Annotated in this window: 19 protein-coding genes, 1 tRNA gene and 1 pseudogene; 4 read left to right on the top strand and 17 right to left on the bottom strand. The window is 60.8% G+C overall.

Annotation, left to right across the window (positions count from 1 at the left end; translation table 11 throughout):
- Positions 1–9: 9 nt before the first annotated feature.
- From AAF555_01195 to AAF555_01170, 6 genes are all read right to left on the bottom strand, one after another.
- Entirely contained in the window at positions 10–1,221 is a 1,212-nt protein-coding gene (locus AAF555_01195; protein ID MEM6910172.1) for an ISL3 family transposase, read from the bottom strand.
- A 90-nt stretch (positions 1,222–1,311) separates the two neighbouring features.
- Positions 1,312–1,668, bottom strand: coding sequence for a hypothetical protein (locus tag AAF555_01190; GenBank protein ID MEM6910171.1), 357 nt, complete (start codon positions 1,666–1,668; stop codon positions 1,312–1,314).
- Between the two features lie 664 nt (positions 1,669–2,332).
- On the bottom strand, positions 2,333–3,286 hold the full coding sequence (fmt, locus tag AAF555_01185) for a methionyl-tRNA formyltransferase (GenBank protein MEM6910170.1): 954 nt from the start codon (positions 3,284–3,286) through the stop codon (positions 2,333–2,335).
- A gap of 2 nt (positions 3,287–3,288) precedes the next feature.
- On the bottom strand, positions 3,289–3,924 hold the full coding sequence (locus AAF555_01180) for a nucleoside monophosphate kinase (GenBank protein ID MEM6910169.1): 636 nt from the start codon (positions 3,922–3,924) through the stop codon (positions 3,289–3,291).
- A 66-nt stretch (positions 3,925–3,990) separates the two neighbouring features.
- Positions 3,991–5,223, bottom strand: a complete 1,233-nt coding sequence (locus AAF555_01175) for a glycosyltransferase family 4 protein (GenBank protein MEM6910168.1) — start codon at positions 5,221–5,223, stop codon at positions 3,991–3,993.
- 301 nt (positions 5,224–5,524) lie between these two features.
- Positions 5,525–5,601, bottom strand: a tRNA-Pro gene (locus AAF555_01170).
- Positions 5,602–5,758: 157 nt separating this feature from the next.
- On the opposite strand from AAF555_01170, the gene AAF555_01165 reads away from it, so the two are divergent.
- Together AAF555_01165 and AAF555_01160 are read left to right on the top strand one after the other, a co-directional pair.
- Positions 5,759–6,076: a hypothetical protein gene (locus tag AAF555_01165; protein MEM6910167.1), complete on the top strand. Its 318-nt coding sequence runs from the start codon at positions 5,759–5,761 to the stop codon at positions 6,074–6,076.
- The gene (locus AAF555_01160) at positions 6,073–6,216 is read left to right on the top strand and encodes a hypothetical protein (GenBank protein MEM6910166.1); all 144 of its coding nucleotides are present in this window, start codon (positions 6,073–6,075) and stop codon (positions 6,214–6,216) included. The genes AAF555_01165 and AAF555_01160 overlap by 4 nt, the downstream gene beginning before the upstream one ends.
- Before the next feature lie 13 nt (positions 6,217–6,229).
- Here the strand turns inward: AAF555_01160 and pbpC are convergent, their stop codons facing one another.
- The 3 genes and pseudogenes from pbpC to rlmB all read right to left on the bottom strand — a co-directional run bounded on the left by pbpC (position 6,230) and on the right by rlmB (position 14,786).
- On the bottom strand, positions 6,230–8,539 hold the full coding sequence (pbpC, locus tag AAF555_01155; protein ID MEM6910165.1) for a penicillin-binding protein 1C: 2,310 nt from the start codon (positions 8,537–8,539) through the stop codon (positions 6,230–6,232).
- 9 nt (positions 8,540–8,548) lie between these two features.
- The gene (locus AAF555_01150; protein ID MEM6910164.1) at positions 8,549–14,275 is read right to left on the bottom strand and encodes an alpha-2-macroglobulin; all 5,727 of its coding nucleotides are present in this window, start codon (positions 14,273–14,275) and stop codon (positions 8,549–8,551) included.
- A gap of 13 nt (positions 14,276–14,288) precedes the next feature.
- Positions 14,289–14,786, bottom strand: a pseudogene (gene rlmB / locus AAF555_01145) (23S rRNA (guanosine(2251)-2'-O)-methyltransferase RlmB).
- Positions 14,787–14,938: 152 nt separating this feature from the next.
- On the opposite strand from rlmB, the gene AAF555_01140 reads away from it, so the two are divergent.
- A complete protein-coding gene (locus AAF555_01140) occupies positions 14,939–15,691 on the top strand; it encodes a TIGR02206 family membrane protein (GenBank protein ID MEM6910163.1) in 753 nt (250 codons plus the stop codon).
- On the opposite strand, the gene AAF555_01135 is transcribed toward AAF555_01140, so the two are convergent.
- The 3 genes from AAF555_01135 to AAF555_01125 are packed head-to-tail and all read right to left on the bottom strand — an operon-like array spanning position 15,681 to position 18,431.
- Positions 15,681–16,043, bottom strand: coding sequence for a DUF1318 domain-containing protein (locus AAF555_01135; protein MEM6910162.1), 363 nt, complete (start codon positions 16,041–16,043; stop codon positions 15,681–15,683). The two genes, AAF555_01140 and AAF555_01135, sit on opposite strands and share 11 nt — an antisense overlap.
- A 4-nt stretch (positions 16,044–16,047) precedes the next feature.
- The gene (locus tag AAF555_01130) at positions 16,048–16,230 is read right to left on the bottom strand and encodes a YnbE family lipoprotein (GenBank protein ID MEM6910161.1); all 183 of its coding nucleotides are present in this window, start codon (positions 16,228–16,230) and stop codon (positions 16,048–16,050) included.
- Between the two features lie 50 nt (positions 16,231–16,280).
- On the bottom strand, positions 16,281–18,431 hold the full coding sequence (locus AAF555_01125) for a YdbH domain-containing protein (protein MEM6910160.1): 2,151 nt from the start codon (positions 18,429–18,431) through the stop codon (positions 16,281–16,283).
- 98 nt (positions 18,432–18,529) lie between these two features.
- Between AAF555_01125 and AAF555_01120 the strand changes: the two genes are divergently transcribed.
- Positions 18,530–18,877, top strand: a complete 348-nt coding sequence (locus AAF555_01120; protein ID MEM6910159.1) for a P-II family nitrogen regulator — start codon at positions 18,530–18,532, stop codon at positions 18,875–18,877.
- A 68-nt stretch (positions 18,878–18,945) separates the two neighbouring features.
- On the opposite strand, the gene AAF555_01115 is transcribed toward AAF555_01120, so the two are convergent.
- The 5 genes from AAF555_01115 to AAF555_01095 all read right to left on the bottom strand — a co-directional run bounded on the left by AAF555_01115 (position 18,946) and on the right by AAF555_01095 (position 22,797).
- Entirely contained in the window at positions 18,946–19,728 is a 783-nt protein-coding gene (locus AAF555_01115; GenBank protein ID MEM6910158.1) for a hypothetical protein, read from the bottom strand.
- Positions 19,725–20,249 (bottom strand): TPM domain-containing protein, encoded by a 525-nt coding sequence (locus AAF555_01110; protein MEM6910157.1) that lies wholly within the window; start codon positions 20,247–20,249, stop codon positions 19,725–19,727. The genes AAF555_01115 and AAF555_01110 overlap by 4 nt, the downstream gene beginning before the upstream one ends.
- A gap of 165 nt (positions 20,250–20,414) precedes the next feature.
- Positions 20,415–20,999 (bottom strand): PEP-CTERM sorting domain-containing protein, encoded by a 585-nt coding sequence (locus tag AAF555_01105; protein MEM6910156.1) that lies wholly within the window; start codon positions 20,997–20,999, stop codon positions 20,415–20,417.
- Between the two features lie 236 nt (positions 21,000–21,235).
- Positions 21,236–22,021, bottom strand: coding sequence for a hypothetical protein (locus tag AAF555_01100; protein ID MEM6910155.1), 786 nt, complete (start codon positions 22,019–22,021; stop codon positions 21,236–21,238).
- The gene (locus tag AAF555_01095) at positions 22,018–22,797 is read right to left on the bottom strand and encodes a TPM domain-containing protein (GenBank protein MEM6910154.1); all 780 of its coding nucleotides are present in this window, start codon (positions 22,795–22,797) and stop codon (positions 22,018–22,020) included. Before AAF555_01095 ends, AAF555_01100 begins: the two co-directional genes overlap by 4 nt.
- Positions 22,798–22,801 lie beyond the last annotated feature (4 nt).

Raw genomic sequence — 22,801 nt, 5'->3', positions numbered from 1 at the left:
GGTTCTGCTTCAAACTGTGTGTGGAGAGAGGTCGAGACGGCCGCAGTGGAAGAGGACGCGAGTGCGGAGGGAGCGGAAATTTGGCAAGCCTCTGGCATTGCTCTTGAGCATCTGAATTTTGGAATTGATGCCCTCGGCGGTGGCATTGGTGATGCGGTGGCGGATATAGGCGATGAGACCAGGAAGGTGCCTCTGTAGCATCTTCGCCACTTTCTTTACTGGCCGGAGTTTTGTGTGGACTGCACTCCGGTGCCAGCGAGCGAAGAACTTCTCCGCCCACGTTTCCGAGGCGTAGCTCCAGAAGTGGTCGAAGGCTTCCTTGTAGCTCCACGCCTTGGCCGTCGAAAGCGCCGAGCGACGCACTGCATTGAAGGAGGCCGGGGCGCTGCGCAGGTCGTCAAAACGCCTCAGGAAATGATACTTCATGCCCTTGAGAGTGTCGTCACCCTCCTTCGCCAAGACACGGTGCTCGGCTTTGCGCACCGCATCGACGGCCTCTCCGAGATGCTTGGCGACATGGAAGCGGTCATGGACGACATCGGCATCCGGAACCCAAACCGAAGCCGCCTTCATGTAAGCTGGCCACATGTCCATGGCTACGGCCTTCACCGAATCCCGCTGCTTCGCAGTGAGGCGCTTCCAGAGCTCCGAGCAAGCCTCGCCATCGCGTCCCTCCGCTAGATCGACCACCGCGCCCCGGTCGATGTCAGTGAGTATCGAGACGTAGCGGTGTCCACGCCGAGTTGCCTTCTCATCGATGCCTGCATGGGGAATCTCCACCTCCTCCCGGCGCTCCAGTCCCCGACCGACCGCTCGCTGCATGATCCGGTCGAGCCGCCCCTCGCCCATGTCCAGAATACGGGCGGCGGCGCAGTGGCTGCGGGCCTCGCATAGCACCTCCACCACCCGAGCCTCCATCAGTCGGGTCACCCGGGCGAAACGCTCGGCCCAGGGAACCTCCACCTCGGCGGTGCTTCCGTCGTGACGCTTCACTCGCGGCACTCTCGCCCGGATGAAGGTCTGATACTGGCAGGTATCCAGATGCCTCCACTCCCGCTTCACGTAACCATGGAGATGACCGCCGAGGCCCCCCGCCAACTCCCGCTCAAACTTCAACTCCACGATCACCTTCCTGCTCACCTCGTCGCGTTCCACGCCAACCACCCTCCATGGGTCGCCAATGCCTAACACTCCCGCAAAAAACTCGCTGGTCTCTTCCATTCCTCACCTCTACCCTCCAGATCCCAGCTCGTCATCCCACACAAATCACTGGAGAACCAAAAAAATCGGCCCCGGAAGAAGGAAGAGACCTCAAGCCTTGGGCTTCCGCCGGGCATGCAGGAAGGAGCGGATCGCCAAGATGAGGAAGGCAATGTTGATAGCGCTCATGATGGCCACCATCTGCCCAGCAAAGGCGCTCAAATCAAAGCCACTCGACGCCAAACGGCCGATTCCTGCGATGAGGAACAAGAGGACCACTCCCAGCGCCACGTGCATCCAAAGCTTGTGCCGTTTCGTGAAAATGGCGAGGCTGATGAAGACCGCTAAGAGGATCCCTTCGACACCGGGAATGAGGGCGGTCGGGCTGAATTTGTCAGAGTAGCGGACGGCGAAGAGAGAGAGGGCGATGAGCAGGGCGGCTGCGAGGTAACCAACGATTTTGAACATGGTGCCTCGAGTTTCCTCGGGGAGTTTCAAGTTTCAAGTGTTCAGTTTTCAGAAGGGGAGGGGCGGCCACTCTACCAAAGGGTCGGGAGGCCGAGGCTGCTGGAGAAGAAGCGATCCTGGGCGAGGATCGTGAGTTGGTGGTGCCAGGATTGGCTGGCCAAGATTCGGTCGAAGGGGTCGCGGTGGGGGTGCTCCAGCTCGGCTGCCCACAGGCTCTCGGGAAGCTCGATGGACGCTACCTACCAACCTTCTCGTGCGATTTCGGTAGGAAGGCGGGAGAGAACACTTGGTTCCAGTTTCAGCTTCCCGAGACGGGTCTTTTGGAGGATCTCATAGCCGGAAATGGCACTGAAATAGACACGATTCTTGGGATCGGAGAGGGCGTCGCTAGCCCTGGCACTCAGTTGAGAGGAGCCCTTCCACCACCAAAGCGCGGCGTGGGTATCGAGAAGGTAATGTTAACCTCCAGAATACACTGGTAGAATGGAGGGGAGGTGGTGTGGGGGAAGAGGCGCTGAAGCGCGGGGAAGGGAGAGCCGGTGTCTTTCGAGCCAGCCCTGCGTTGCTCCTCGGTTACGGTGCCTGCACCGCGCCTCATCGCGCCTTGGTCTGGCCCGAAATCCACTCGGCCATTCTACCAGCCAATTCTGCAGCTTGGTATAAGTCAATTGCCAAGTCGGTTTTCTGATTGCAATGAGTGACCCGCCAGAAAGGAGGCGACGTCCATGCGGCGTTTGCCTTCGGGTTGGAGTTGGGTGAGGCGGAGGGCGTTTTGGCCGCAGGCGACGCAGAGGCCGGTTCGGTCGGCGACCAGGAGCGTGCCGGGTGGAGTGGGGGTGGCCAGCTCTTCGACGCTAGCAGGGGGGAAGATTTTTAGCTGCTTGGGCTTGCCTTGGACCTGGTAGCTGGTGCGGCTGCCTGGCCAAGGATGGAAGGCACGGATTTGGCGTTCGAGGACTTGGGCGGGTTGCGTCCAGTCGAGGCGTCCGTGTTCGCGCGTGAGTTTGCCGAGGTGGGTAGCTTGGCTGTTTTCCTGCGGCCGACGAGGGGGAGGGCCTTCTTGGAAGGCGACGAGGGCTTTTTCGAGGGCGATGGGGGCGAGTTCCGCCAGGCGATCGTGGAGGGTGCTGCCGGTTTCGTCCGGGGCCAGGGGAAGGCTTTCTTGGAGGAGGATGTCGCCGGTGTCGAGGCCTTCATCCATAAAAATGACGGTCAGGCCGCTTTCGGTATCGCCCGCCAGGAGGGCTGCCTGAATGGGGGAGGCGCCGCGGTGTTTTGGCAGGAGGGAGGCGTGGAGATTGAGGCAAGCGAGGCGTGGTCGATCCAAGACCATTTTAGGTAGGATTTGGCCGTAAGCCATCACCAGATAAAGATCGGCTCCCCAGCCTTCCAAGGTGGTGGGCTCTTTTCGGAGCGAGTGGGGCTGGCGCACTTCCAAGCCGGCCTCGAGCGCCAAGGTTTTGAGACGAGGGGGCGTCAGGACCTGCTTGCGACCGACCGGTTTGTCCGGCTGGGTCACGAGGCCGAGGAGTTCCACTCCGGGGAGCTCCAAGAGACGCTCGAAGGTGGGGAGGGCGATGTCGCCTGTCCCCAGGAAGACGAGGCGCAGAGGAGGCATGCTCAGGCGGCGACCGATACGCTTTGCTGCTTCCAGGCGGGCAGACCGATGATGGCCTGGAGCACATCCAACATGACTTCGGCGGGGGTCCGGAGGGCGTCGATATCGGTCACGCGTCCCGGTCCGTAGAATTCGAGCAGCGGTTTCGTTTCGGCTTCGTAGGTCTTGATGCGTTCTTGAATGACGTCATCGCGGGCGTCGTCCATACGGTTTTCTTTGAGGGCCCGTTTGCGAATGCGCTTGATCAGTTCCTGGCGATTGGGGCAGCTTAGGTGGAGGACGTGGAGGACATCGATGTGGTCCTCCATCAAGGCGGCTTGCGACACGTTCCGAGGGATGCCGTCGAGGACGAGGAAGTCGATGTCTGGTTTGAATTCGTGGGAGTCGGAACGGGCATTCAGATGAGCCCGCCAGAATTTCACCGTCACGTCATCCGGCACCAACTGGCCGCGACTGGAATACTCGACAAACTTTTGCCCCAGCTCCGTCCGGGTGTCGAGCGAGCGAAAGACATCGCCGCAGGCCATATAGAAGAAGCGTGGCAGGGCACCGAGCGTGCGACCGATGGTGCCCTTGCCACTGCCTGGGGCGCCCAGAATGAGGAAGGTGCGATAGCGGTGGAGTTCGTCGAAGGCCATGGGCGGGAAAACTGATTCCGATCTAGAGGCTAGCTCTGGCGGACGCAACTGCAAAGCTCGGAAAGACTAGCTAGAGGAGGCGGTTTGCTGGAGGGCGGCCTCGATTTGCCGGGCGATGGGGGTGAGGTCGTAGAGACGTCGGACTTCTTCGAGGGCGTGGAGCGCCAGTTGCTCGCGGAGGGCTTCGCTCTCAGCCAGGCGAAGGATGCCTTGGGCCACGCTGGAAGGCTCTCCCGCGGTGGCCAGCAGGCAGTTTTCGCCATCTCGGCCGAGTTCGGCATCTCCCCCGTCCGGGCAGAGGACGACCGGTAGGCCGGAGGCCATGGCTTCGAGAGGCGTGAGCGCGAAGGGTTCTCCCCAGTTGCTGGTGAAGAGGAGGGCATCGTAGTCCGAGTAGACATGGCGCATTTCGTGAGCGCTGACCGATTTGAGTTCGATGGCGTCGGCCACGCCAAGTTTTTCCGCTTCCTGCTGGAGGGTGTCCAGGTAGGCGGGCTCGCCTCCGCCATAGAGATGAAGCTGGAGTTCGGGGCGAGTTTTGCGAGCCAGGGCCAGAGCGCGGACGGCGGTCAGCGGGTCTTTGTCTTGGTTGAGCCTGCCGACGAAGAGCAATCGTTCGAAGCGACTCCAATCGGCCTTTTCAGAGAACTTGCCGGTTTCGACTCCGCAGTAGATGACCTCCGCGTGCTCGACCGGCCAGCCTTTGGAAGCGGTCAGCTCCCGCATGAAGGCGCTGCAAAAATAGATGCGCTTCCACTGCAAGCGATCCCAGGAGGCCGTCGGCACTTGTTTGGAAAGGAGCGAGCGAAGACCGGTCGTTTGCAAAAGCGTCCGGAGAAATTTGCGCCCGGCACTCCCTTCGTCATTCCACCAGGAAAGCCACACGTCCCCCCGGAGACTGCGGGCGATCCAGTGATCGGAAATGTCATATTGGACCGGGATGTCTCCGGCCTCCAAGGCCAGCAACAAGGCTTTGGAGAGGCCGCCCATATTCCAGACGTGGACCACTTCAGGCTGGAACTCTTGGATTTCTTCTCGAAGGATTTTTTGATTCTCGTGCTCTTGTGGATAAAGCCGGTGGATGGGGAGCCAGGGATGACCGTAGAAGCCGTGAATTTTGAGGCGACGGCCAACGTGGGCTTCCTCTTCGGTTTCGATTTGAGGCACGCGGTGGTCGGAGGTGAGAACACGCAGTTCGTGCCCAAAGGAACGCAGAAGATCGCAGACTTGCTGACAACGGACCTCATACCCACCGATTTTGTGAGGGGGGTAGAGATTGGAAAGGACAAGAATTCTCACGGAATTTCCAGTATACCCGAGGAGAAGAGAGCTTGTCTCGACCAAAAAAAGGAAACTGCCACCCACCAACCCGCCCCCACTCCCGGCGGGGTAGTCGGGATGACAGGATGGGGGGGTGCGAATAGGTTCGCTCTCGCTCACGAGCTCACCACAGAAGGCGTTCGCCTGCGGCTCTCGCTGGCCGACCCCGCACACGAACCTTGAGTCGCTCGGCGTTGAGCCTCGCGCGCAGGTTCGAATCCCTCTATGCCGCGGGTTTTGAGCGATCGAAAATCGGCAATCGAAATTCGAAAATAAAAAGTGGTCGGGATGACAGGATTCGAACCTGCGACCTCGTCGTCCCGAACGACGCGCGCTACCAAGCTGCGCTACATCCCGTTCCAAGTTGCCCTGGGGGTGGCAACTCAATCCTTTTTGGAGGGGCTTGCAAGTAGATTCCCGCCGCGATGAGGAGGGCGGCTTTTTTGGATTGACCATGCAAGCCAAAGGATGATTCCCTGGAAGCCCCAGTCCATCACCCCCAACTAGCTAGCTCATGAAACTTCTCGTCTGCCTTCTCACCCTGGGGGCACTGCTCCCTTCCGCCCAGGCGGAGGGCCCCCTAATTCAGCTGGCCTTCCAAGTGGAAACCGGGAACGTCGAGCCGACCCGCCAAGTCCTGGAAGCGCCCAAAGTGATTTTTCTCCCCGGGGAGGAGGTCGAGGTCATGGTGGCAAGAGAGTTTTTTCAGGACCCGAATTTGATGCTCCCGGTGGGAGTGATGGTGACCACCACGGCCGATGTGACGGAGCAAAAGATTTCCTATCCCTCTTGCTCACTCTTCGAGAGCAGGTGGAGAGCCAGGGCGAAGTGACGGACCAAGCCATGACGACCGTCCAGACGAAGGAGATGATGTTGTCGGGCGTGGCAAGTCCCGGAGAGACGGTGAGAGCGAGGCTGGATGAGGAGACCGAGTTGGTTCTTTTCTGGCGCCTTCTCCGTGAGCGCGAGTAGTCCCGAGGCCCCCTCATTCGAAGCTTTCGATGGTCACGGTCAGGGACTGGTGGCGACCTTGGTCGTCGATGGCGGTCAGAAGATGCTGGCCGGGGAGGGGGAGCCAAAAGAGCGGTTCGTCGCTGGGAGTTTCCCCGATAAATTCCTTTTCTCGGAACCAGAAGAGTTGTCGAGCGTCCGCTTCTACGTTGGCTTCCAAGGGTAGCGCGGACTCGGGCTGGCCGATCCGGACTGTGTAGAGCAAGCCTGCCTCGGGACTGGTGATGCGCGGGGGGCGGCCTTGGCGGGAGAGGGGGGAGAGTCCATCCTGCGAGGCTTGGCTGGCCAGGGCGGGTGGCAGGCGGCGAGGCAGTCCGGCCCGCTCAAAGAGCTGCAAGAGTTGGCTCGGCCAAAATTCGTAGACCTCCGGGTAGGTGAAGCGTTCTTTTTGGGGCCCGGCCACGCGAAAGCCGCTTTCGGCGTCGATCCAGATTTGGCGATGCACTTCGCAGGGGTCGATGGGAGACTGACCGGGGATGAACCATCCTGGGCGACGGTGAGGGCAGTGGGAGTTGGGAAGGCAGCCGGAGACCGCGCAGAGTTCGACCTGCTTGAGATTGGCGCCGGGAGGAGCCTGGAAGAGGCGCGAGCCGTTTGAGGGCGAGGGGAGGCCCTCGGCGATTTGCAGAAAGAGGGGTAGGGCGGCCTCTCGGGCCACGAGGGCGGGGTTGGCTTGGCCATCGAAGTTTCCGACCCAGACGGCCAGGGCGTAGTCGCCCACACAGCCCACGGTCCAGGCATCCCGGAAGCCGTGCGAGGTGCCGGTTTTCCAGAAGGTGGGATGGGCCGTCTGCTCGTCCCGAAGCAGGCAGCGGGTCAGAAAGGCGGCCTCTGCTTGCAGGAGGGGCTGCGGGCTCTTGGCCAAGGCTTGAGAATGGAGAAAGCGGAGGGGTTGCCATTGTCCCCCATTGGCCAAGGTGGCGTAGAGCTGGAGGAGTTCTTCCATGCTGACTTCGGCCCCACCGAGGGGGAGGGCGAGTCCATAGTGCTCGGCCGTTTCCGGAAAGTGGATGTCGGCTTCTTCCAAAAACTGGTAGAGATTGCGATCTCGCAGTTGGTTTGCCAGCCAGACGGCGGGGATGTTGCGACTGCGGCGGAGGGCTTCTTCAGCGGCCAGGGGTCCCACGAAGCCGCCATCGAAGTTTTCCGGGTTGTATCCGCGGAAGCTTTGCGGGGTGTCCAAGAGCAAGGTGCGAGGGTGGATGAGTCCTTCTTCCAGGGCGAGCGCAAAGAGGAAAGGCTTCAAGGTGGAGCCGGGCGAGCGGCGGGCGAGAACCCCGTCCACTTGCCCCTCAATCTGCTGATTGAAGAAGTCGGCCGAGGCGGCGTAAGCGCGGATGGAGAGGTCGTCGAGGTGAACGAGGCAGGCCACGGCGTTGTGCAGGCCTTTGGTTCTCTGGAGGGAGAGATACTGGCGGAGGGTGGTTTCCACTTGGCTTTGCTGCGCGAGGTCGAGGGTGGTGACCACTCGATGCCGCTCGGGGGCGGCGGCTAAGGCGCGTTCCACCAGTTGAGGGGCGCGAAAGGGCGGGGGGCCAGTCGGAATGATGGCATAGCTGGCTGCCAGCGCGTCCGGTTGGCGACCTTGGGCTTGAGTAAGTCTCTGGTAGAGACGCCACTGGGCCTGCTGGAGTGCGGGGTTGGGCTGGGACCCGGGCCGCCGAGCACTCGGGCTCTGCGGGATGACGGTGAGCGCGGCCGATTCCCGTAAGCTCAGCGCTTCGGGGGATTTTCCAAAGTAGAAGAGGCAGGCGGCGCTGACCCCTTCGATGTTGCCGCCGTAGGGGGCGAGGGTGAAGTAGGCTTCCAGGAGCTGGTCTTTGGAGTAGTGGCGCTCGAGTTGGAGGGCGCGGAAAATCTGGACGAGCTTGCCGCCAAGGGAGCGGGTTTCCAGTCGATAGCGCAAGCGCGCCAACTGCATGGTGAGGGTGGAGGCACCGGAGTGGTATTGCCCGGTCGCCTTGGCCCAAGCGGCCCGAAGGAGGGCCAAGGGATTGACGCCGGGGTGGCGATGATAGTGGCGATCTTCCTGGAAGAAGGTGCTGGCCAAGAGATGGGGAGAGATCTCTGCCAGTCGAATGGGGAGGCGATAGGTGTCATCTGAGCCGAGCGTGACCCGAAGCAGCTCCCCGTGTCGATCGGTCACGACTTGGGAGTAGCGAAAGCCCTCTGGATAGAGCGAGGTCCAAGGTAAAAGCAGCCAAAAAATGGCTGAGAGCAGCCCAGCGGCCAGAAGCAGCCAGAGGGCGATCCGGAGCTTGGTTCGGGAGGGGCGGGGTGACACGGCGGCGGCTTAGTCCCGAGCGAGCACTTTCAGGCGACCGGCCCCAGCGCGGGCGTGCACGCTGCGGTCATACATGGATTCGGCCTGGACCGGGGGCAGGACAAACTCCCCCACGGTGGTGGGTCGGATGCGGTAGGGCCATTCAGTGACGGTCTCGCCGGCGGTGGCGTAGAAGACGACGCGGTCTTCCCGGATATCGACGTACTCGACCCCGGGCAGGGAAGAGGGGCCCGGCTGAAGGCTACTCGGATCGACTTCAAAGCCCCCGGGCAAGAGGTCCACGATGGCCACATTCGGCAAGGCGCGGTCATCCAAGGAGCGTAGGCGAAGGCGGATGGTGAGGTTCTCCCCCTGGCGTATTTCCGAAGGGGCGGGCGTGCCATCAGTCGCCAACAGATCCTTGCGGATCTCGATGCCTTGGCGCAGTTCCTCGTCCGGCAGGCCTCGATCAAAGCCGGTTTCAGTGAGGGTGTGGAAGAAGCCGCCGAGGCCTTGGTGGCCGAAGTCGCCCTCCAAGGTGAAGCGAAGGGAGTCGGCCTCCTCCGGCACCGCTGCTTGCTGGACGAGAATGCCTGGGGCCGGGAGGTCCTGGCGGAAGCCGGTTTCTTCTTGGAGGGCGCTCAGAGTGAAGCGAAAGTCGAGACTTTCAAAGATCTGCGAGTAAGCGGCCAAGGCGTTGATGGCGTAGGCGGAGGTCAGGGTGTTGAAGGCTTGCTGGCGGATCGGCTCGAGCGCTTTCACGAATCGCTCAGGATCGATCCGACGAAATTCCTCGGGAAAATGCCGAGCCATGACGGCGAAGTATTCGCTATCGAGGCCGAGCGGTTGGTAGTAGAAGTTTTCCGGATCGCTTTCGGCCTGACCCGGGAGGTAGCCGCGGAGCAGTCCCAAGGCTTCCTCGCTCTGCTGGAGGAGGGCGTAGCTGCCTGCGAGGTAGACAGCGGTCAGGTCTTCCTGCCAGGCACCCGAGAACTGGTCTTCGAGCGAGTCCCGGAGACTGAGGAGGTAGTTGGTGGTGACGATCCCATTGCGAGAGAGGAGGTAAATGGCGTAGGCGAGGGTGCGGCCTTCGGTGAGCGTGGCGGGCGAGAGCCTGGCCATGTCTTGAAGAAACTTCAATCCGCGCTCAAGGAGGGTTCGGGGGGGAGGGAAGCCGCGCTCGTTGGCCTCCGTCAGAAAATGGACCACGTAGGTGGTGAGAAAATCGATCTCGACCTGGCCGGGTTGCAGTCGCCAGTAGCCAAAGGAGCCGCGGTTGTCTTGTCGGGAGCGTAGTTGGCTGAAGGTCCGCTCCATTTGGCGCGAGAGTTCCTCGTATTCCAAGCCAAAGTCTGCTTGGTCTGCCAAGATGAGATGGGAAAAGGCTTGGCTGGTGAGCTGCTCGGTGCAGCCGTGGGGAAACTGCTCGAGGTATTCCTGAAGTCCCCGGGCCAGGCCCAAGGGGACGGGGGAAGCGCTCGCTTCGACGGCCCGTAGCTCGCTCAAAAGCTCGCGTTTGAGACTGACTTCGAGGCTTTTTTCGCGACTGAATCCACTCTGGACGACGGTGGTGTAGGGGGTGGCGGGGCGCACGCTGAGGGTAGCGCGGCGGCGGGCCTGGAGGCTGCCTTGGCTGGCCGTGAGCGTGATCTGGGCATCCCCCGGCTTCTCGAGAGCCCGCAGGGTCAGCTTGATGAGTTGTTCTTGCCCCGGCTCGATTTGCAGTTCCTCCTGGGGAAGCTGGATGGCTTCGAGGTGCTCGCTTAGCTCGACGTCGAGTCGCACTTGGGAGACGGCGTTGTCGCCTTCGGTGACATTGGCAAGATTGACCGAGACTTCAAAGAGATCGCCCGGAGCCGCCATGTAGGGGGCTTGGGGCGTGATGACAAACGGCGCTCGGATGAGCGACTCAGTTTGGCTGCGTCCGATGGCCTCTTGGGATGCGGCCACGGCCATGACGCGGAAGGTCCCATTGAAGTAATCGGGCACTTCGTAACTCAGCTCGCCGGCTCCTTGGGCGTCGATGATTCCAGACCAGAAGACGACCGGGGCGTCCTTGGTTCGTTTGAAGGGATTGAGGTTCATCCGGAGAGCCTCTTCGGCCCCGCCCCCGAAAGCGGAGGAGAGATCCACGAGATGCCATTCCGGCAGGACGAGGTCGAGGATTTGGCTGGTGAAGACTTGCAGGGCAGTCTTGCGGAAGAAGTGCTGGAGGGGATCGGGAAGCTGGTAGTCGGTGATCTGCAGGATGCCTTCATCGACTCCGAAGACGAGCAGTTGGGAGGGCTGTGAGACTTGGTAGCGGATGGGGAGAGCCTGGCCGGGCCGGGCTTTGGAAGGCACCTCGAGCGAGACGGTGAGTTCCCGATGGTCGAAGGCCGCGGTGAAGGGCACGACTCCGTAGCTGAGGGGACTCAGGAAGAGTTCGGGCGAGTCAAGGGAGCGGGTGAAATTCACATGGACGTAGGCGGTGCCCTCGAGGTCTTCGGGTACGGGAATGGTCTGGATGGAGGTGGTGGAATCGGTTTGGAACCACTTGTGTGCCAGGACGCGGTCGCTCTCGATGGTGAGGAGGCCTGCTCCCGTGTAGGGAGCGGTGATCTGCACTTCCAGGTCCGAGCCCGGCTCCCAGGTGGGCTGAGCCAGTTTGAGTTCCAATTCGGCATTGCGTTCGAGCGCTTGGCTTTCGGCGCTTTTGCCGACCACTTCGTAGAGCACCTGGCAGACTTTTTGGCCGCCGAGGTTGGTGAATTCCAAGCGGTAGGTGCCAGGGCGGCTGGTATCGAGGGCGAAGGAAGTTTTTCCCGCCTCCATGGGAACCGAGCCCTCTTCTGCGGGGAGGTCTTTGACCACGGAGCGGTAGGCGAAGTTGCCGTTTTCCTGGCGGGCTAAGACGGAGACGGTGCGTTGTTCAATCCGGCGGAAACCGAGGCTCGGGACATCGGCTGGGGTGAGGTCCGGCGCGAGGGCGAGGAGGTCGATGGAACGTGGGGCTTCTTTCGCAATGTAGGAGAGATCGCCGTCTGCCTGGAAGCCAACGACATAGGGGAGGGGGGAGACGAGCACGCGCTGGCTGGCATCCACGCTTTTGCCGCTTCCGGCTTCAAAGCCGTTGGCGGTGAAGGTCAGTTCGTAGGTGGCGTTGCCAAAGCGACCGAGATCGAAGGCAAAGAGGGCTTCGCCCGCCCCGTTGGTGGTGGTCTCGCCGAGGTCGATTTCGTGTTCGAAGCGGTCTCCGTTTTTCTCCAAAAGGGGATCAAAGAATTGGTAGTCGGCAAAATCGCGGAAGCGGAAGCCGCTTGGGTTGAGGAGGAGTTGGCCTTCCACCCGCCGGTCGACAGCGGGGGTTCCGTAGAGATTGGCCAGGGTGATGCGGGCTCCGAGGGCATCGGGCTGCGACCAACCTTTGGCGCCGCTCCCGGTGAAGTCGGCCGTGATTTTGGTTTGCTCGGGCTCGAATTCCTCGACTCGGAAGGTGCAGTCCGCCAGGCGGGCGGAGACATAGTTGTCTCGGAGAAGAGAGACCACCACTTGGTAGACGCCGGTGGGCGAGGTGTAGTCGGTTTCGGTGCTGAATTCGATGACGCCACTGGCGGGCACCCGCTTTTCCATGCGACTGAGATTGCGACCCTGTGGGTCCCAGACGTCGAGGCGGATGGGGAGGCCTTCCAGTTGGCCGCTCCAGTCACGACGCTTCAGTAGGACGGCGCCGTGGATGCGGTCGTCGGGTCGGTAAACGCCGCGTTCGGTGAAGACGAAGCCATCGAGCTGGCGCGCGGATTGAGGATAGAATCCGCCGACGTCGAAGCGGCTGAGCTCCAAGTCGCGATCACCCCGAAAGAGGGGCATGAAGGCGATGTCGCTCCCGTAGCGGGCCACGATGGCCACGGCGGTCCGCTCGCTGTAGGCATTCTCGGGCGTTTCCAAGATGGCGCGACCGGTTTCGTCCGTGCTAGCGCGGGTCAGGGAGGTGCCATTTTTGGCGAGGATTTCGATCTCGGCCCCCACCACCGGGACGCCTTCTTCAATCGATTGCACGAAGACTTCGTGGGTCCTTTGGTAGCGCTTGGCGATGAGGCCCAAGTCGGTCACGAGGATGAAGCGACGGTCGTTGGCCGATGAGATGCTCCGCTGCTGGGAGGGCTGCCAGCCCTGGCTGCGGAGGAAAAAGAGTCCGTAGCGGCCGGTTTCGTCTCCCAAGTAGCGGGTGAAGTCGAAGGTGGAGTAGTTGGCGCTGAAGCGGTCCTTCTGACTGAGGGGCACGACCTGCTGATGCAAGGTGGCGATGTTTTCTTCGCTGAACTGGTAATTTTGGAAGTAAGGGTTTTGGAAGTCGCCGCCGGTCTGGCTCACGAGGTGGTTGATGTCTTCATTGAAGACCCGGTAGAGCTGGTGCCGGATGGCGGGCAGGCCGCGGGATTTGAGATGAATCTGTCGGCGGCCGCTCAAGGCCAGGACGCCACCGTCTCCCAGGATTTGGAGGTCAGCTGAGGGGATGGGAATGGGCGCGACGGCTCCAAAGTCTTCTCCCAGTTCATAGCCGCCGAGAGCCAGGAGACCCTTTTTGACGGCCACCAATAGCTGGCCATCCCGATCGAGAGAAAACCGATAGCTGTGGGTCGCGCTGTAGGTGGTCTCGCTCGGAATGAGAGTCAGAGGAACGGCCGTGGCTTTCTGGAGATCGCTCGGGAGCACCTCGCTGGCCGAGCGCCAGGTGTAGGGCGAGGCGGCCGTGCGATGGGCGGTGGCGGTGCGATTTCGAGGGAGATGGAGGAGCGAGAGCGCGTCGGCCAGGTCCTCAGAGCGAGTTTCTCCCCGAGTCTGGAGAACCAAGACTTGTTCCGGCTGGCCCTCGGCGTTCGTGACGATCCGGGTTTCGGCCGCGGTAATTTGAAAGTAGCTGAACTTGGTGGGAACGGAGGTCTTTTCGCTGGCCTTTCCGGTCCAGGAAGCGCCGCCCAAGGAGGAGGCGACCGCGCCGCTCACGCTCACTTTGAGAAAGCTCTCCTTTTCCGGGAGGCGCAAGAGACCACTGCGGAAGTAGGCTTTCCGGCGGTGGGCATCGAAAGTGAGGGAGAAGTCACCCGTCTCGTGGAGCAAGTCTTCGCTCCCGAGTTCTTCCAGTCGGAGGGCCCGTTGGAGGCTGGCCTCGTTCAAGGGATGGGTGGAAACGATGGTGGCGGTGACCCGCTTTTCATCCGCTTCCTCGGTCTTGGGGTTTTGGTAAAACTGGGTTTCGGTCAGGGACACTTCCATGGCCGGCGTGGTGACCGGCCAGGCGGTTTGGGAGAGGGAAATCCGTTCTGGAAAGGCCTTCTCTGGATCGAATAGGACGAGGTAGTCCGCGCCCGGCGGCCAATCCTCCTTGGGTTGGAAGGCCAGGGTGGTGTCGCTGGTCCAAGTCCATTCGCCAGGGTGGCTCGGCTCGAGGCGAACTCCGGGAGCTTTTGGCACGTCGATAGCGTCGAGGGGGGCGGCGGAGCGGTCGAACTGGAGAAGAATCGGTTCCGGCGCCAGGGCTTCCTCAGAGGAGTAGGGAGTCAAGCCGGGGGCTATGATTTCGATCCCGACCCACTCCCGCTGAGATTGGCTTTTTTGCCATTGGTTGTAGGCAAAACCCCCTCCAATCAGGCTTAGGAGGCCGACGGCGATCGCGACGGAGGTGGCCAAGCGTTTGGCAACCAAGCGGCCAAGTTGGCTGGCCCAATGCGGGGGAATCCATTGGCCGAAAATGGAGGTGAAGAGGTGGCGGGACATAGCGAGGAGCGGGTTAAGCGGAGGAGAGACGTTGGCGGGCGGTCTCGAAGAGGCAGACCCCCGCTGCTACCGAGACGTTCAGGCAGTCGACCGAGCCCCTCATGGGAATGCGAAGCAGAAAATCGCAGGCCTCCCGGGTCAGGCGGCGCAAGCCTTCGCCCTCAGAACCCATGACCAAGGCGACAGGTCCCCGGAGGTCGCAGTCGTAAAGGGACTGGGGAGCCCCTTCGGCCATCCCGTAGAACCAAACGCCGTGCCCTTTGAGCTTTTCCAGGGTGCGGGCCAGGTTGGTGACATAAAAGACCGGGAGGGAGTCGGCCGCGCCGCTGGCGGTGTGTTGGGCAATCTCGTTGAGAGGAGCCGATTTGTCCTTGGGCGCGATGACTGCGTGGGCTCCAGCGGCGTCGGCCGAACGCAGGCAGGCCCCGAAATTCCGAGGGTCAGTCAAGCAATCGAGGATGAGCAGGAGGGGGGCCGTCTCGCGCTGCACGATCTGAAAGAGTTCTTCTTCTGGCCGTGGGGGGAGGGGTCGAGAGCCGCCCTGGCGGCTCGCTCGCTTCAAGGAGTCATTTTTCCGAGGTCGAGGCACGATTTAGGATTCTGCTTGAGATGAGTTATGCCTGAGTCACCTTTCTTTGGCGAGCCGAAAGGCTGACTCCGTGCATGAATTTTCTCGCTACCGCTGAGCGCTTCCAGTTTTTCTCCTTCTCCCACTGGGTCGTGCTTGTGCTGGTGGCGGGTGTCTTCCTCTGGCTGCATGCCGCCGGAAAAGAGGACCCGGATTGTGACCGAGCTTGCCGACAGCGAAAAGGGCTCGGGTTGGTCCTGCTCGTTTGCTACCCGCTGGCCCTGGCGGTTCGTTGGAGTCTCAACGGGGCCAGTCCTTACCTGACTTGGGCCAATGCCCTCCCGATGCATTTGTGCGACTGGGCGGCCATTGCGGGGGGCATCGCCCTGCTGACCGGCAAGCCGCTCTTCGCCGAGCTGACCTATTTCTGGGCCCTAGCGGGGACCCTCCAGGGGCTGCTGACCCCGTCCCTCTACCACGATTTTCCCCATCCCATCTACTTCACCTTTTTTCTTCTGCACGGCTCCGTGGTGCTGGCTGGCCTGTATCTCCCGCTCACGCTGAAGTGGCGTCCACGGCCGGGAGCCCGCCGACGAGTCATTCTTTGGACGCACGTCTATGGGGCGATGGCTGTCTTCGTGAACCAAGTAGGCGGTCGCCAAGTCAACTACGGCTTTCTCCGTGAGAAGCCCGCGGGGTCGCTTTTGGAATGGATGGGGGACTGGCCTTGGTATATTCTTTGGATGATGGCGCTGGTGGTTTTTTTGGCCTGGCTTCTCTTCTTGCCCTTTGATCGCCAGGCGAAACGGCGGGAGGACTTGGACGGTTCTGAAACGGCTATTTCTTGAACCACTGCCCGGCTTCATTCTGAAGCCAAATTCCGCTGGCTGACTTTTGGCGGATGTCCTGAGCGCGTTCCCGACCGACGAAGCTGGGGTCGGCGCCGGTTCGTTTGGCGATGGTGCTGTAGACCACCCGCCGATCGGCGTTTTCGGCTTGGAGAGCGGCGCGTTGAGCGCCATTGAGAGCGCCCCGTTCGCTGAGATAGCCCTGGTTGTTCTCCCCGATGAGGCCGGCCTTCTTGAGAGAGACCATTTGGCCTTGGCGCTGGGCCATGCGGTCTCTCACGGCGTCGATGTCTTGGGCGAGGGCCGGAGTGATCAAGAGGAGGGCGAGGGCCAAGAAGGAAAGCGTCTTCATTGTCTTATTGAATGGTGGGATTTTGATTGTCGAGATCAGAGAAAAAGTTGTCCAGCTCGCGATCCACTTGCACGCGGACATTGAGATTGATTTCGATCGGTTCGATACGGTGCTCAGTCTGCACTTTGATGCAGCCTCCCAAGAGAAGCGCGGCCAAGAGGAAAAAGGTGGGTTGATGAGTTTTCATGATGAGTTCCCAAGAAGACGGCTGCTACCAAAAGACTATTCGCCGCAAAATCAGAAGCCAAGTTTGAATTGCTCCCGCCGCTTCCAGAGTTCCATCAAAGAATCCGCCCCTTCGACCGGGAGAAGATTGAGATTGAGGTGGAGGGGAGAGCGCCCCGGGTTTTGGGAGTCTTCTCCTTCGATTCGAAATTGAGCCAGGAGTTCGGGTCGCTCGGGATCCAGGAGGGCGCCCTGGAGCAAACCAATCCGAAGCTGTCGCAAGGCTTCCTCGGCCTGGGCCAAGGCCCGGTATTGGGCCGTGCCGGGCTCGGCCGTTTGGGTGAGCAGTCCCCGAGCATCGAAACTCAGGAAGGCGGTGGTATTTTCTGTCAGGTAGAGACGACCTCCGCGAGGCTCGATCGCGCCCGCCTTGAGACGCAGGGGCAAGCGGCCATCGACGCGACCGCTGAGCTGGCCCTTGAATTGGGGAAAAGAGCGGATGAGCTTGGCGAGATCGATTCTGCGAAAGCGCAGGTTCATCTCGGAATCGCCCTCGCGAGCATAGACGAAGGCTGGCAAGTCGAGGCTTCCTCCGAACGCTTCAAAACGGGTTTCTTCAAAGGCGATCTTCCGTTGCTGTCGCAACTGGAGGCGGGTTTCCAAGTTGGCGACTTGAACCCCTTGGGAGTCGAGAGAAGCCACCGTGAGAGGGAAAGGTTCCTGGGTGGTCAGGGCACGGAGGTCATTGATTTCGAGGGCTGTTTCGATCCCCTCAGCCTTTAGGGAGAGGCCTGGATCGTGGAAGGTTCCTTCGCGCACTTGCAGGCGGAGGTTGGCTGCGGCTTGCTCGTCCCTGAAGGCGAACTTTCCTTCGGCCTCGACCTGTCCCCCCAGCCAGACGGTGCCCGGCTTCAAGAGTCCGGTCAGATCGAGCTCTTCGAGTTGGCCATGGCGGGTTTTCCAAGCGCCCTGGAGACGGAGACCGTGTTCTGAGTGGTGGGAGAGGTGAGTGGCAGCTTCCCAAGCGAGGCGAGAGGGGCCGATTTCGAGCTCGCTCAGCAGTTGCAGTCGCCCTTCTTGGTAGGCCAACTGCAAGGCCATTTGGTCGATGGTCTTCTCGAAGTCGTTCCAACGAAGGCCAAAAGAACCCTCCGCGAAGCCGCCCTTTCCCATGGGCCCAGTCGGCCCGAGCTGCACGAGGCCCTCAAAGGGAACCGATTGGAGCGGCTTGGCCTGCACCACTGTTTGGCCGCTCGTCGAGGCGAAAAGACATTCGGGCAGAGCTTGGGCTCGAAGGGCGATCTGGGGCGACTGATTTTCTCCCAGGGAGGCGCGTAGTTGGAGCTGGCCAAGGGCCAAGTGGAGGGCGGGGAAGGGTCGCAGACGGGCTTGGTCGATTTCTGCTTCCACTTGCATTTGTTCGATTCGCGAGCCGCGAAGCCGAGCCACGGCCTCCAGGGAGAGAGGGGAGGCCTCATAAGGGCTCAAGTCGGGGAGAAAGCCCTCCGGGAGGAAGAAGTGAAGCTCTCCGAGAAAGGCCAAGAGGTCGAAGGACTCGCTGCGGAGTTGGATTTCTTGCAGGCCTCCTTTCTGCGGAAGGACCTGGAGATTCCAGTGGCCTTCCTGGCTGGCGATCTGGACTTCGCTGGCCAATCTCTTGTCGGCCATTTTTCGGAGGCTCGCGCGAAAAGCGAGTGGCTTTTGCAGGACGGCGTTCGCCAGGATCAGTTGGGAATCGGCGACCTCAAATTCCGAGACGGGGAGCTGGAGCGATTCTTGGGAGAGAACGCGAGAGGGAGGGGCGGTCGGGGCCGAGCGGGTGGCAGCGCGGGGGGGCAGGGGCCTCAGAAAGGGCTCGGGGTTGAGCACCACCACGGCTTGCTCCAGCACCACCTGGCCGAGCTCCCGCTCGAAGAGGAGTTCGGGTAGCCGATAGTTGACCGTGAGGCGCTCCGCCTCGATCCCCCAAGCGGGCCCTCTCGCTCGGATGCTGCCAAAAATGGCCTGGGAGAAACCGATGTGTTCGACCTCGAAATCGCTCTCCTGCACGAGGGGATGCTTCCCGATTTGCTCGCGAATGGCGCTTCGGATGAGGGTCGGCAGATTGAAAAAGAACCAGACGCCACCCAGCAGGAAGACCAGAACCAGGCCCAAAAGAGCCCCTTGCCACGCGCGCCAGCCGCGAGTTTTTTTGGAAGCAGGACTCAGGATGTCTTTTCCCACAGGTTCATTCGGTTTGTCCTTGTTCTCGTCAGGAACTTGTAGAAGACTCCCTGGCTAAGCGGGAAGCGAAAAACCTTAATCCTGTTCCCCAATCCACCATGAAGAAAATCGAAGCGATCATCAAGCCCTTTAAAATGGAAGAAGTGAAAGAGGCCTTGGCCGAGGCTGGCATCCAAGGGATGACCATCACGGAGGTAAAAGGCTTTGGCCGTCAAAAAGGCCATACCGAGATTTACCGGGGCAGTGAATACACCGTGGACTTCCTCCCCAAGGTCAAGATCGAGATTGTGGTGGATGACACCGAGAAAGAGTCGGTCTGTGACGCGATCCTCAAGAGCGCCAAGAGTGGCAAAATCGGGGACGGAAAAATCTTCGTGACCGACGTGGAGGAAGCGATCCGAATCCGAACCGGCGAGAAGGGATCGACGGCGGTCTCGAGCGATTGATTTGGCCGGGTCCGCTACTCCACCCTCTCCTTTCAGAAAGACCTGTCGTTCTCGGGACGGCAGGTCTTTTAGCGTCGGGGAGAGAAGCGAATGGCGGCGTGGCTCCCTCCGGACCAGGGGGCGTTCAAGCGGGGAGCGAATCGTGGCACCGGGAAGTGCTTGCCGCTGGCTTTTCTACGGGAGGCTCGCCAGAAAGCACTCCCTACCAGCAGCAGAAGAACCGGGGCCGCGGCCCATTGGATGAGTTCGAGGTTGAGCGCGGAGTCTTGCTGGGGGAGTTCCTTGGCTTCGACTTGGACGGAGAGGGCAGCTTGCTCTTCCCGAGTGGTGATCTGTGCGATGATGTCTGTGTATTCTCGAATCAAATTCTCGCTCACAGCCACCGCCCGTTGGTCCGACCGCGGGAGGTGGCGGGTGGGAATGGCGGCTCGGTAGACGGCGTCATTCAGGTTGGTGATCTCGAGGTGTTGGGTCCCGGTGCCGCCCACCTGAAACTGCATTTGCTCGTAGTCGCCGGTCGAAATCACGATGATGGCAAAGAGCTGGGATTGGGAGAGTTTCCACTCATCTGCCAGCTCAAAAGTCTTGTCCTGCCAGTCGTAAGGCAGCATTTCCATGGTGATGAGCAGGAGATCCATGCCCTGGTCTCGGTAGTGGGAGGCAAAGAGGTCGGCGAGTTCCTCCGCTTGTTTTTGGCTGAGCGTGGAGGTGGCGTCGATCAGATGCCGGTTCATCCGCGGCTGCTCCAGGAGCCGGTCCAAGACGGATTGGTCGGCATCGATTTGGGCCGATAGCGGTGAGACCCAGGTGGAGAAAGCGAGGGGGAGCAGGAGGAAAAGACGCACGTTCATGAGCGGGCAGTGAGCGATTGGTAACCACGCGAGAGCGAGAGCAGGACGCTGGTGAAACAAGCGTCGATGCCGTTTTCCCACTGGCCTTGTTCCCAGTAGCCGACCGCGGATTCCAAGATGTCGATCAGCTCATTGTCGGAGAGATAATGCTCGAGCGCGAAGCCAGCCGTGAAAGCGGCCTCGCCTCGGTCCGGGTCGAGGACCAACAAGAGGCCAAAGTAACGGCTATCGGCCGAGACGGCGTAGGGATCCTCGCTGTGATTGAAGAGCCAGAAACCATATTCCTGGAGGCTGACCTCCTGAGGCAACTGGGCGAGGCAGACGAAGGGGCGGATTTGCGGGTAGGTCCTTTGGATCTGATTGACAGTGGTTTCGATGCGATCCCGATTGACGCGCAAGCTGGGTGCGAGCCCCACTTCATCGATTAAGGGGGACAGCTCCGGAGGGCGGCCCAGGAACTGCCCCCGAATGGCCGCATCATTGACCCCACAGGTGGGACAGGCAGCGCTTCCCGATGCCACCGGAGCTCCACAATGGGGGCAGGCATGGGGCAAAACTTCCGCAGATGAGTAAACCATGCAGAAATTATAGTATTTCTAATCAATGAGGGCAAGCTGGATACAAAAAAAGAGGCGCGGGAAAGACCCGCGCCCCTCGTGGGAGTCGCTTGGGAGCAAATTTTTGCCTCAGGCGATACGACGCCTGCGGAAGATGAGGGCCATACCGCTCAAACCCAAGAGCGCTGTGACGCCGGGTTCGGGAACGGCATTGAAGTGCACGGCAGTGAGGGTGGCACCGCCGCTGGCCAGCCCGAAACCGGAAAGATCGAGAACGCCCGCTTCGACCGTGTTGAGAGCCACTTCTTCAAATTGCGGGGCGGAGACGCCACTGCTGGGAACCTGCCAAGCGGCCGTCACGCTGAAGATGGTGGAGAGGGATGGGTCAGGGGAGTTGAAAGAGAGAGTGACGGTTTCACCGGGATCAAAAATGACACCGTAGCCGCCGTAGCTGTCGTCTTCGCCAATGGTGGTGATGTCACCCGTTTTGCTGGTGAAAGTGACGGTGCCGTAGCCAAAGACGTCCACCACCAGAGGGGCGAGGTCATTGTAAGAACCTTCTGCGACCACGTCATTGTCGGCAGTCAGAGCTGGTTCGTCGGGGTCGGTGATGACATCCTCTCCGTTGAAAATGAGAGAGAATTGCGGGTTGAAAGCCTGCGCTGAACTGAAGGTCAGCAGGATGGCGGTCGCGGAGAGCAGGGTGCGGTTCATCAAATCAATTTTGTAGTTTCTTTTAGATTTGCCTCTCGATTATAGCAATTCATATAAATCGGTCAACAATTTTCTAGCTTTTCTGATTAAATTCGCAATTTCGAGAAAAAAAGGTAGATTTCGGGCCCCGTCTGTCCCCCAAGAGACCTCGTGAAGCTGGCCCCACGTTTTCGTCTCGCGTTGGTGAGAGCCGAGAGGTAGCCGGCTGTTTTACCGCTGAATCCTGTAGCGTGGGACTATTCTGCGGCTGAGACGCTCTCCAGCGAGAGCAGTTCCTCGGTCTCCACCTTGACGAGGTTGCCACGTTGATAGACCTCCAGCTCGGAGCGGACGAAGCCCTTCCCCGGCACAAACCAGAAGAAGCGTCGGACAGAATCTTGACTGCCCGAAGGTTCGTCCTGGTTGAGAGCGCGGGTTTCCACTACGCGAATCTGAGTGGCTTCGAAGGTCCCGGCTGGCACCTCCACTTCTTCTTGGGCGATGACGTCAAAGGTGCGCATCGTTTGGGCCCCACCGACTTCGCTAGTGACCTCCCAGCTCATTCCTGGCTCCATTTCTGTTTTCAGATAGGGAATGGCGGGATCGACGGCCACATAGCGGGCTTCCCCAGTCGGGAGAAAGAATTTGCTCCCGAGGTAGTGGAGCCCCTCGGGAGAGAGGTTCCAAAAATCATTTCGCAAGCGTGTTTCTTCATTCCGCGTGGAAATGCTGAGCGCGGGCGTTTTCTCCTCTCCAATGAGGCTGATGCCTTCGACCGCCATGGTTTTGACGGCTTTGAGGTCTTGCGGGTTGAGCTGTCCTTCCGGTAGCTCGCCCTCTGGCTCGGGAAGAAGGGGCAGTCGGGTGGTGACTTGGTAGGTCCAGGTGGTTCCAGTTTCGGTGGGCAAAAGAGGCTGGGCCGGAGGAGCCGGAGTCGGGGGCGGGGTCTCGCTTTCTGGAGGGGCGATGGGTTGGGGGCCATCGCAGGAGGGGAGCGTTAGAAGACAAAGAAGGGAAAGAAGACCAAGGCGAGGCAGTTTCATAATTTCAAGCGAATGGCGGCGTTGTTTCCCCCAGAGTAGGGCGCTCCCAAGCGGGTGCGAGGCTTGACATTGGGAAAGTTCTGTCGCAGGCGATTGGTGAAGAGGGCGAGCTTGAGCACAATGGCTAGAATGACGAGGCCGCCGGCTGCGAGACCGATGGCGGCCGGGAGCCACGACTGCCAAGTTTCCGAGGGAGTGCCAAGGGGAGCGCTCGGAGCGAGGCCGTCGGCTGCTTCGATTTTTCGCTGGACCTCGCTCGCACGATAGTTGTTGCGTTGGGCGAGGATGCGGAGTTCTTCGGCCATCTCCCGGCAGAGGCGGTCGAGCACGGCGGCAGGTGCCCCAGCGCTGGCGGCGCGTTGGAGGGCCAAGTCGACCAGTTGCTGCGGGTTTTGGGAGCGAATTTGCTTGAGCTGCGTGCCGAGAGGAACCACCAGGGGCGTTTGAGGCTCGGCCGAAAAGCTGAGGACCATGGCACCGAGAGCGGATCGCCCGCCCCAGGAGTGAGCCAGTTGGCCGACTGAGTCCTCCGGATAGTCATCCTTCGAACCCGGGAGGGTGAGGAGGAAGACGTCGATTCCGTCGCTTTCTTGGAAGGACGCCAAATCCCTTTCGAGCTGGCTGAGCTGGGTGGCGGATAGAATCTCCGCCAAGTCGGCCACCTGACGATTCTCTCTCTTCGGAAAGGGGGAAGAGGGGCTGGAAGCCTCTTGCGCCTGGAGCAGGGGAAGCCAGGCCAGTAGCCAGAGGAGGGAAATTCGCAGCAATCGGGGCATGGGT

The sequence above is a fragment of the Verrucomicrobiota bacterium genome, from assembly GCA_039027815.1.
GTDB lineage: Bacteria > Verrucomicrobiota > Verrucomicrobiia > Verrucomicrobiales > JBCCJK01 > JBCCJK01.
Note: the sequence above shows the minus strand (reverse complement) of the source record. Positions and strands in the feature narration are given on the sequence as shown.

Bases quoted from the DNA above. Each gene is read 5' to 3' on its own strand.
- AAF555_01180 (MEM6910169.1), bottom strand. From the start codon at position 3,924: ATGGCCTTCGACGAACTCCACCGCTATCGCACCTTCCTCATTCTGGGC.
- AAF555_01100 (MEM6910155.1), bottom strand. From the start codon at position 22,021: ATGAAACTGCCTCGCCTTGGTCTTCTTTCCCTTCTTTGTCTTCTAACG.
- AAF555_01140 (MEM6910163.1), top strand. From the start codon at position 14,939: ATGAATTTTCTCGCTACCGCTGAGCGCTTCCAGTTTTTCTCCTTCTCC.
- AAF555_01165 (MEM6910167.1), top strand. From the start codon at position 5,759: ATGAAACTTCTCGTCTGCCTTCTCACCCTGGGGGCACTGCTCCCTTCC.
- AAF555_01150 (MEM6910164.1), bottom strand. From the start codon at position 14,275: ATGTCCCGCCACCTCTTCACCTCCATTTTCGGCCAATGGATTCCCCCG.
- AAF555_01120 (MEM6910159.1), top strand. From the start codon at position 18,530: ATGAAGAAAATCGAAGCGATCATCAAGCCCTTTAAAATGGAAGAAGTG.
- AAF555_01105 (MEM6910156.1), bottom strand. From the start codon at position 20,999: ATGAACCGCACCCTGCTCTCCGCGACCGCCATCCTGCTGACCTTCAGT.
- AAF555_01095 (MEM6910154.1), bottom strand. From the start codon at position 22,797: ATGCCCCGATTGCTGCGAATTTCCCTCCTCTGGCTACTGGCCTGGCTT.
- AAF555_01115 (MEM6910158.1), bottom strand. From the start codon at position 19,728: ATGAACGTGCGTCTTTTCCTCCTGCTCCCCCTCGCTTTCTCCACCTGG.
- AAF555_01195 (MEM6910172.1), bottom strand. From the start codon at position 1,221: ATGGAAGAGACCAGCGAGTTTTTTGCGGGAGTGTTAGGCATTGGCGAC.
- AAF555_01135 (MEM6910162.1), bottom strand. From the start codon at position 16,043: ATGAAGACGCTTTCCTTCTTGGCCCTCGCCCTCCTCTTGATCACTCCG.
- AAF555_01190 (MEM6910171.1), bottom strand. From the start codon at position 1,668: ATGTTCAAAATCGTTGGTTACCTCGCAGCCGCCCTGCTCATCGCCCTC.
- AAF555_01130 (MEM6910161.1), bottom strand. From the start codon at position 16,230: ATGAAAACTCATCAACCCACCTTTTTCCTCTTGGCCGCGCTTCTCTTG.
- fmt (MEM6910170.1), bottom strand. From the start codon at position 3,286: ATGCCTCCTCTGCGCCTCGTCTTCCTGGGGACAGGCGACATCGCCCTC.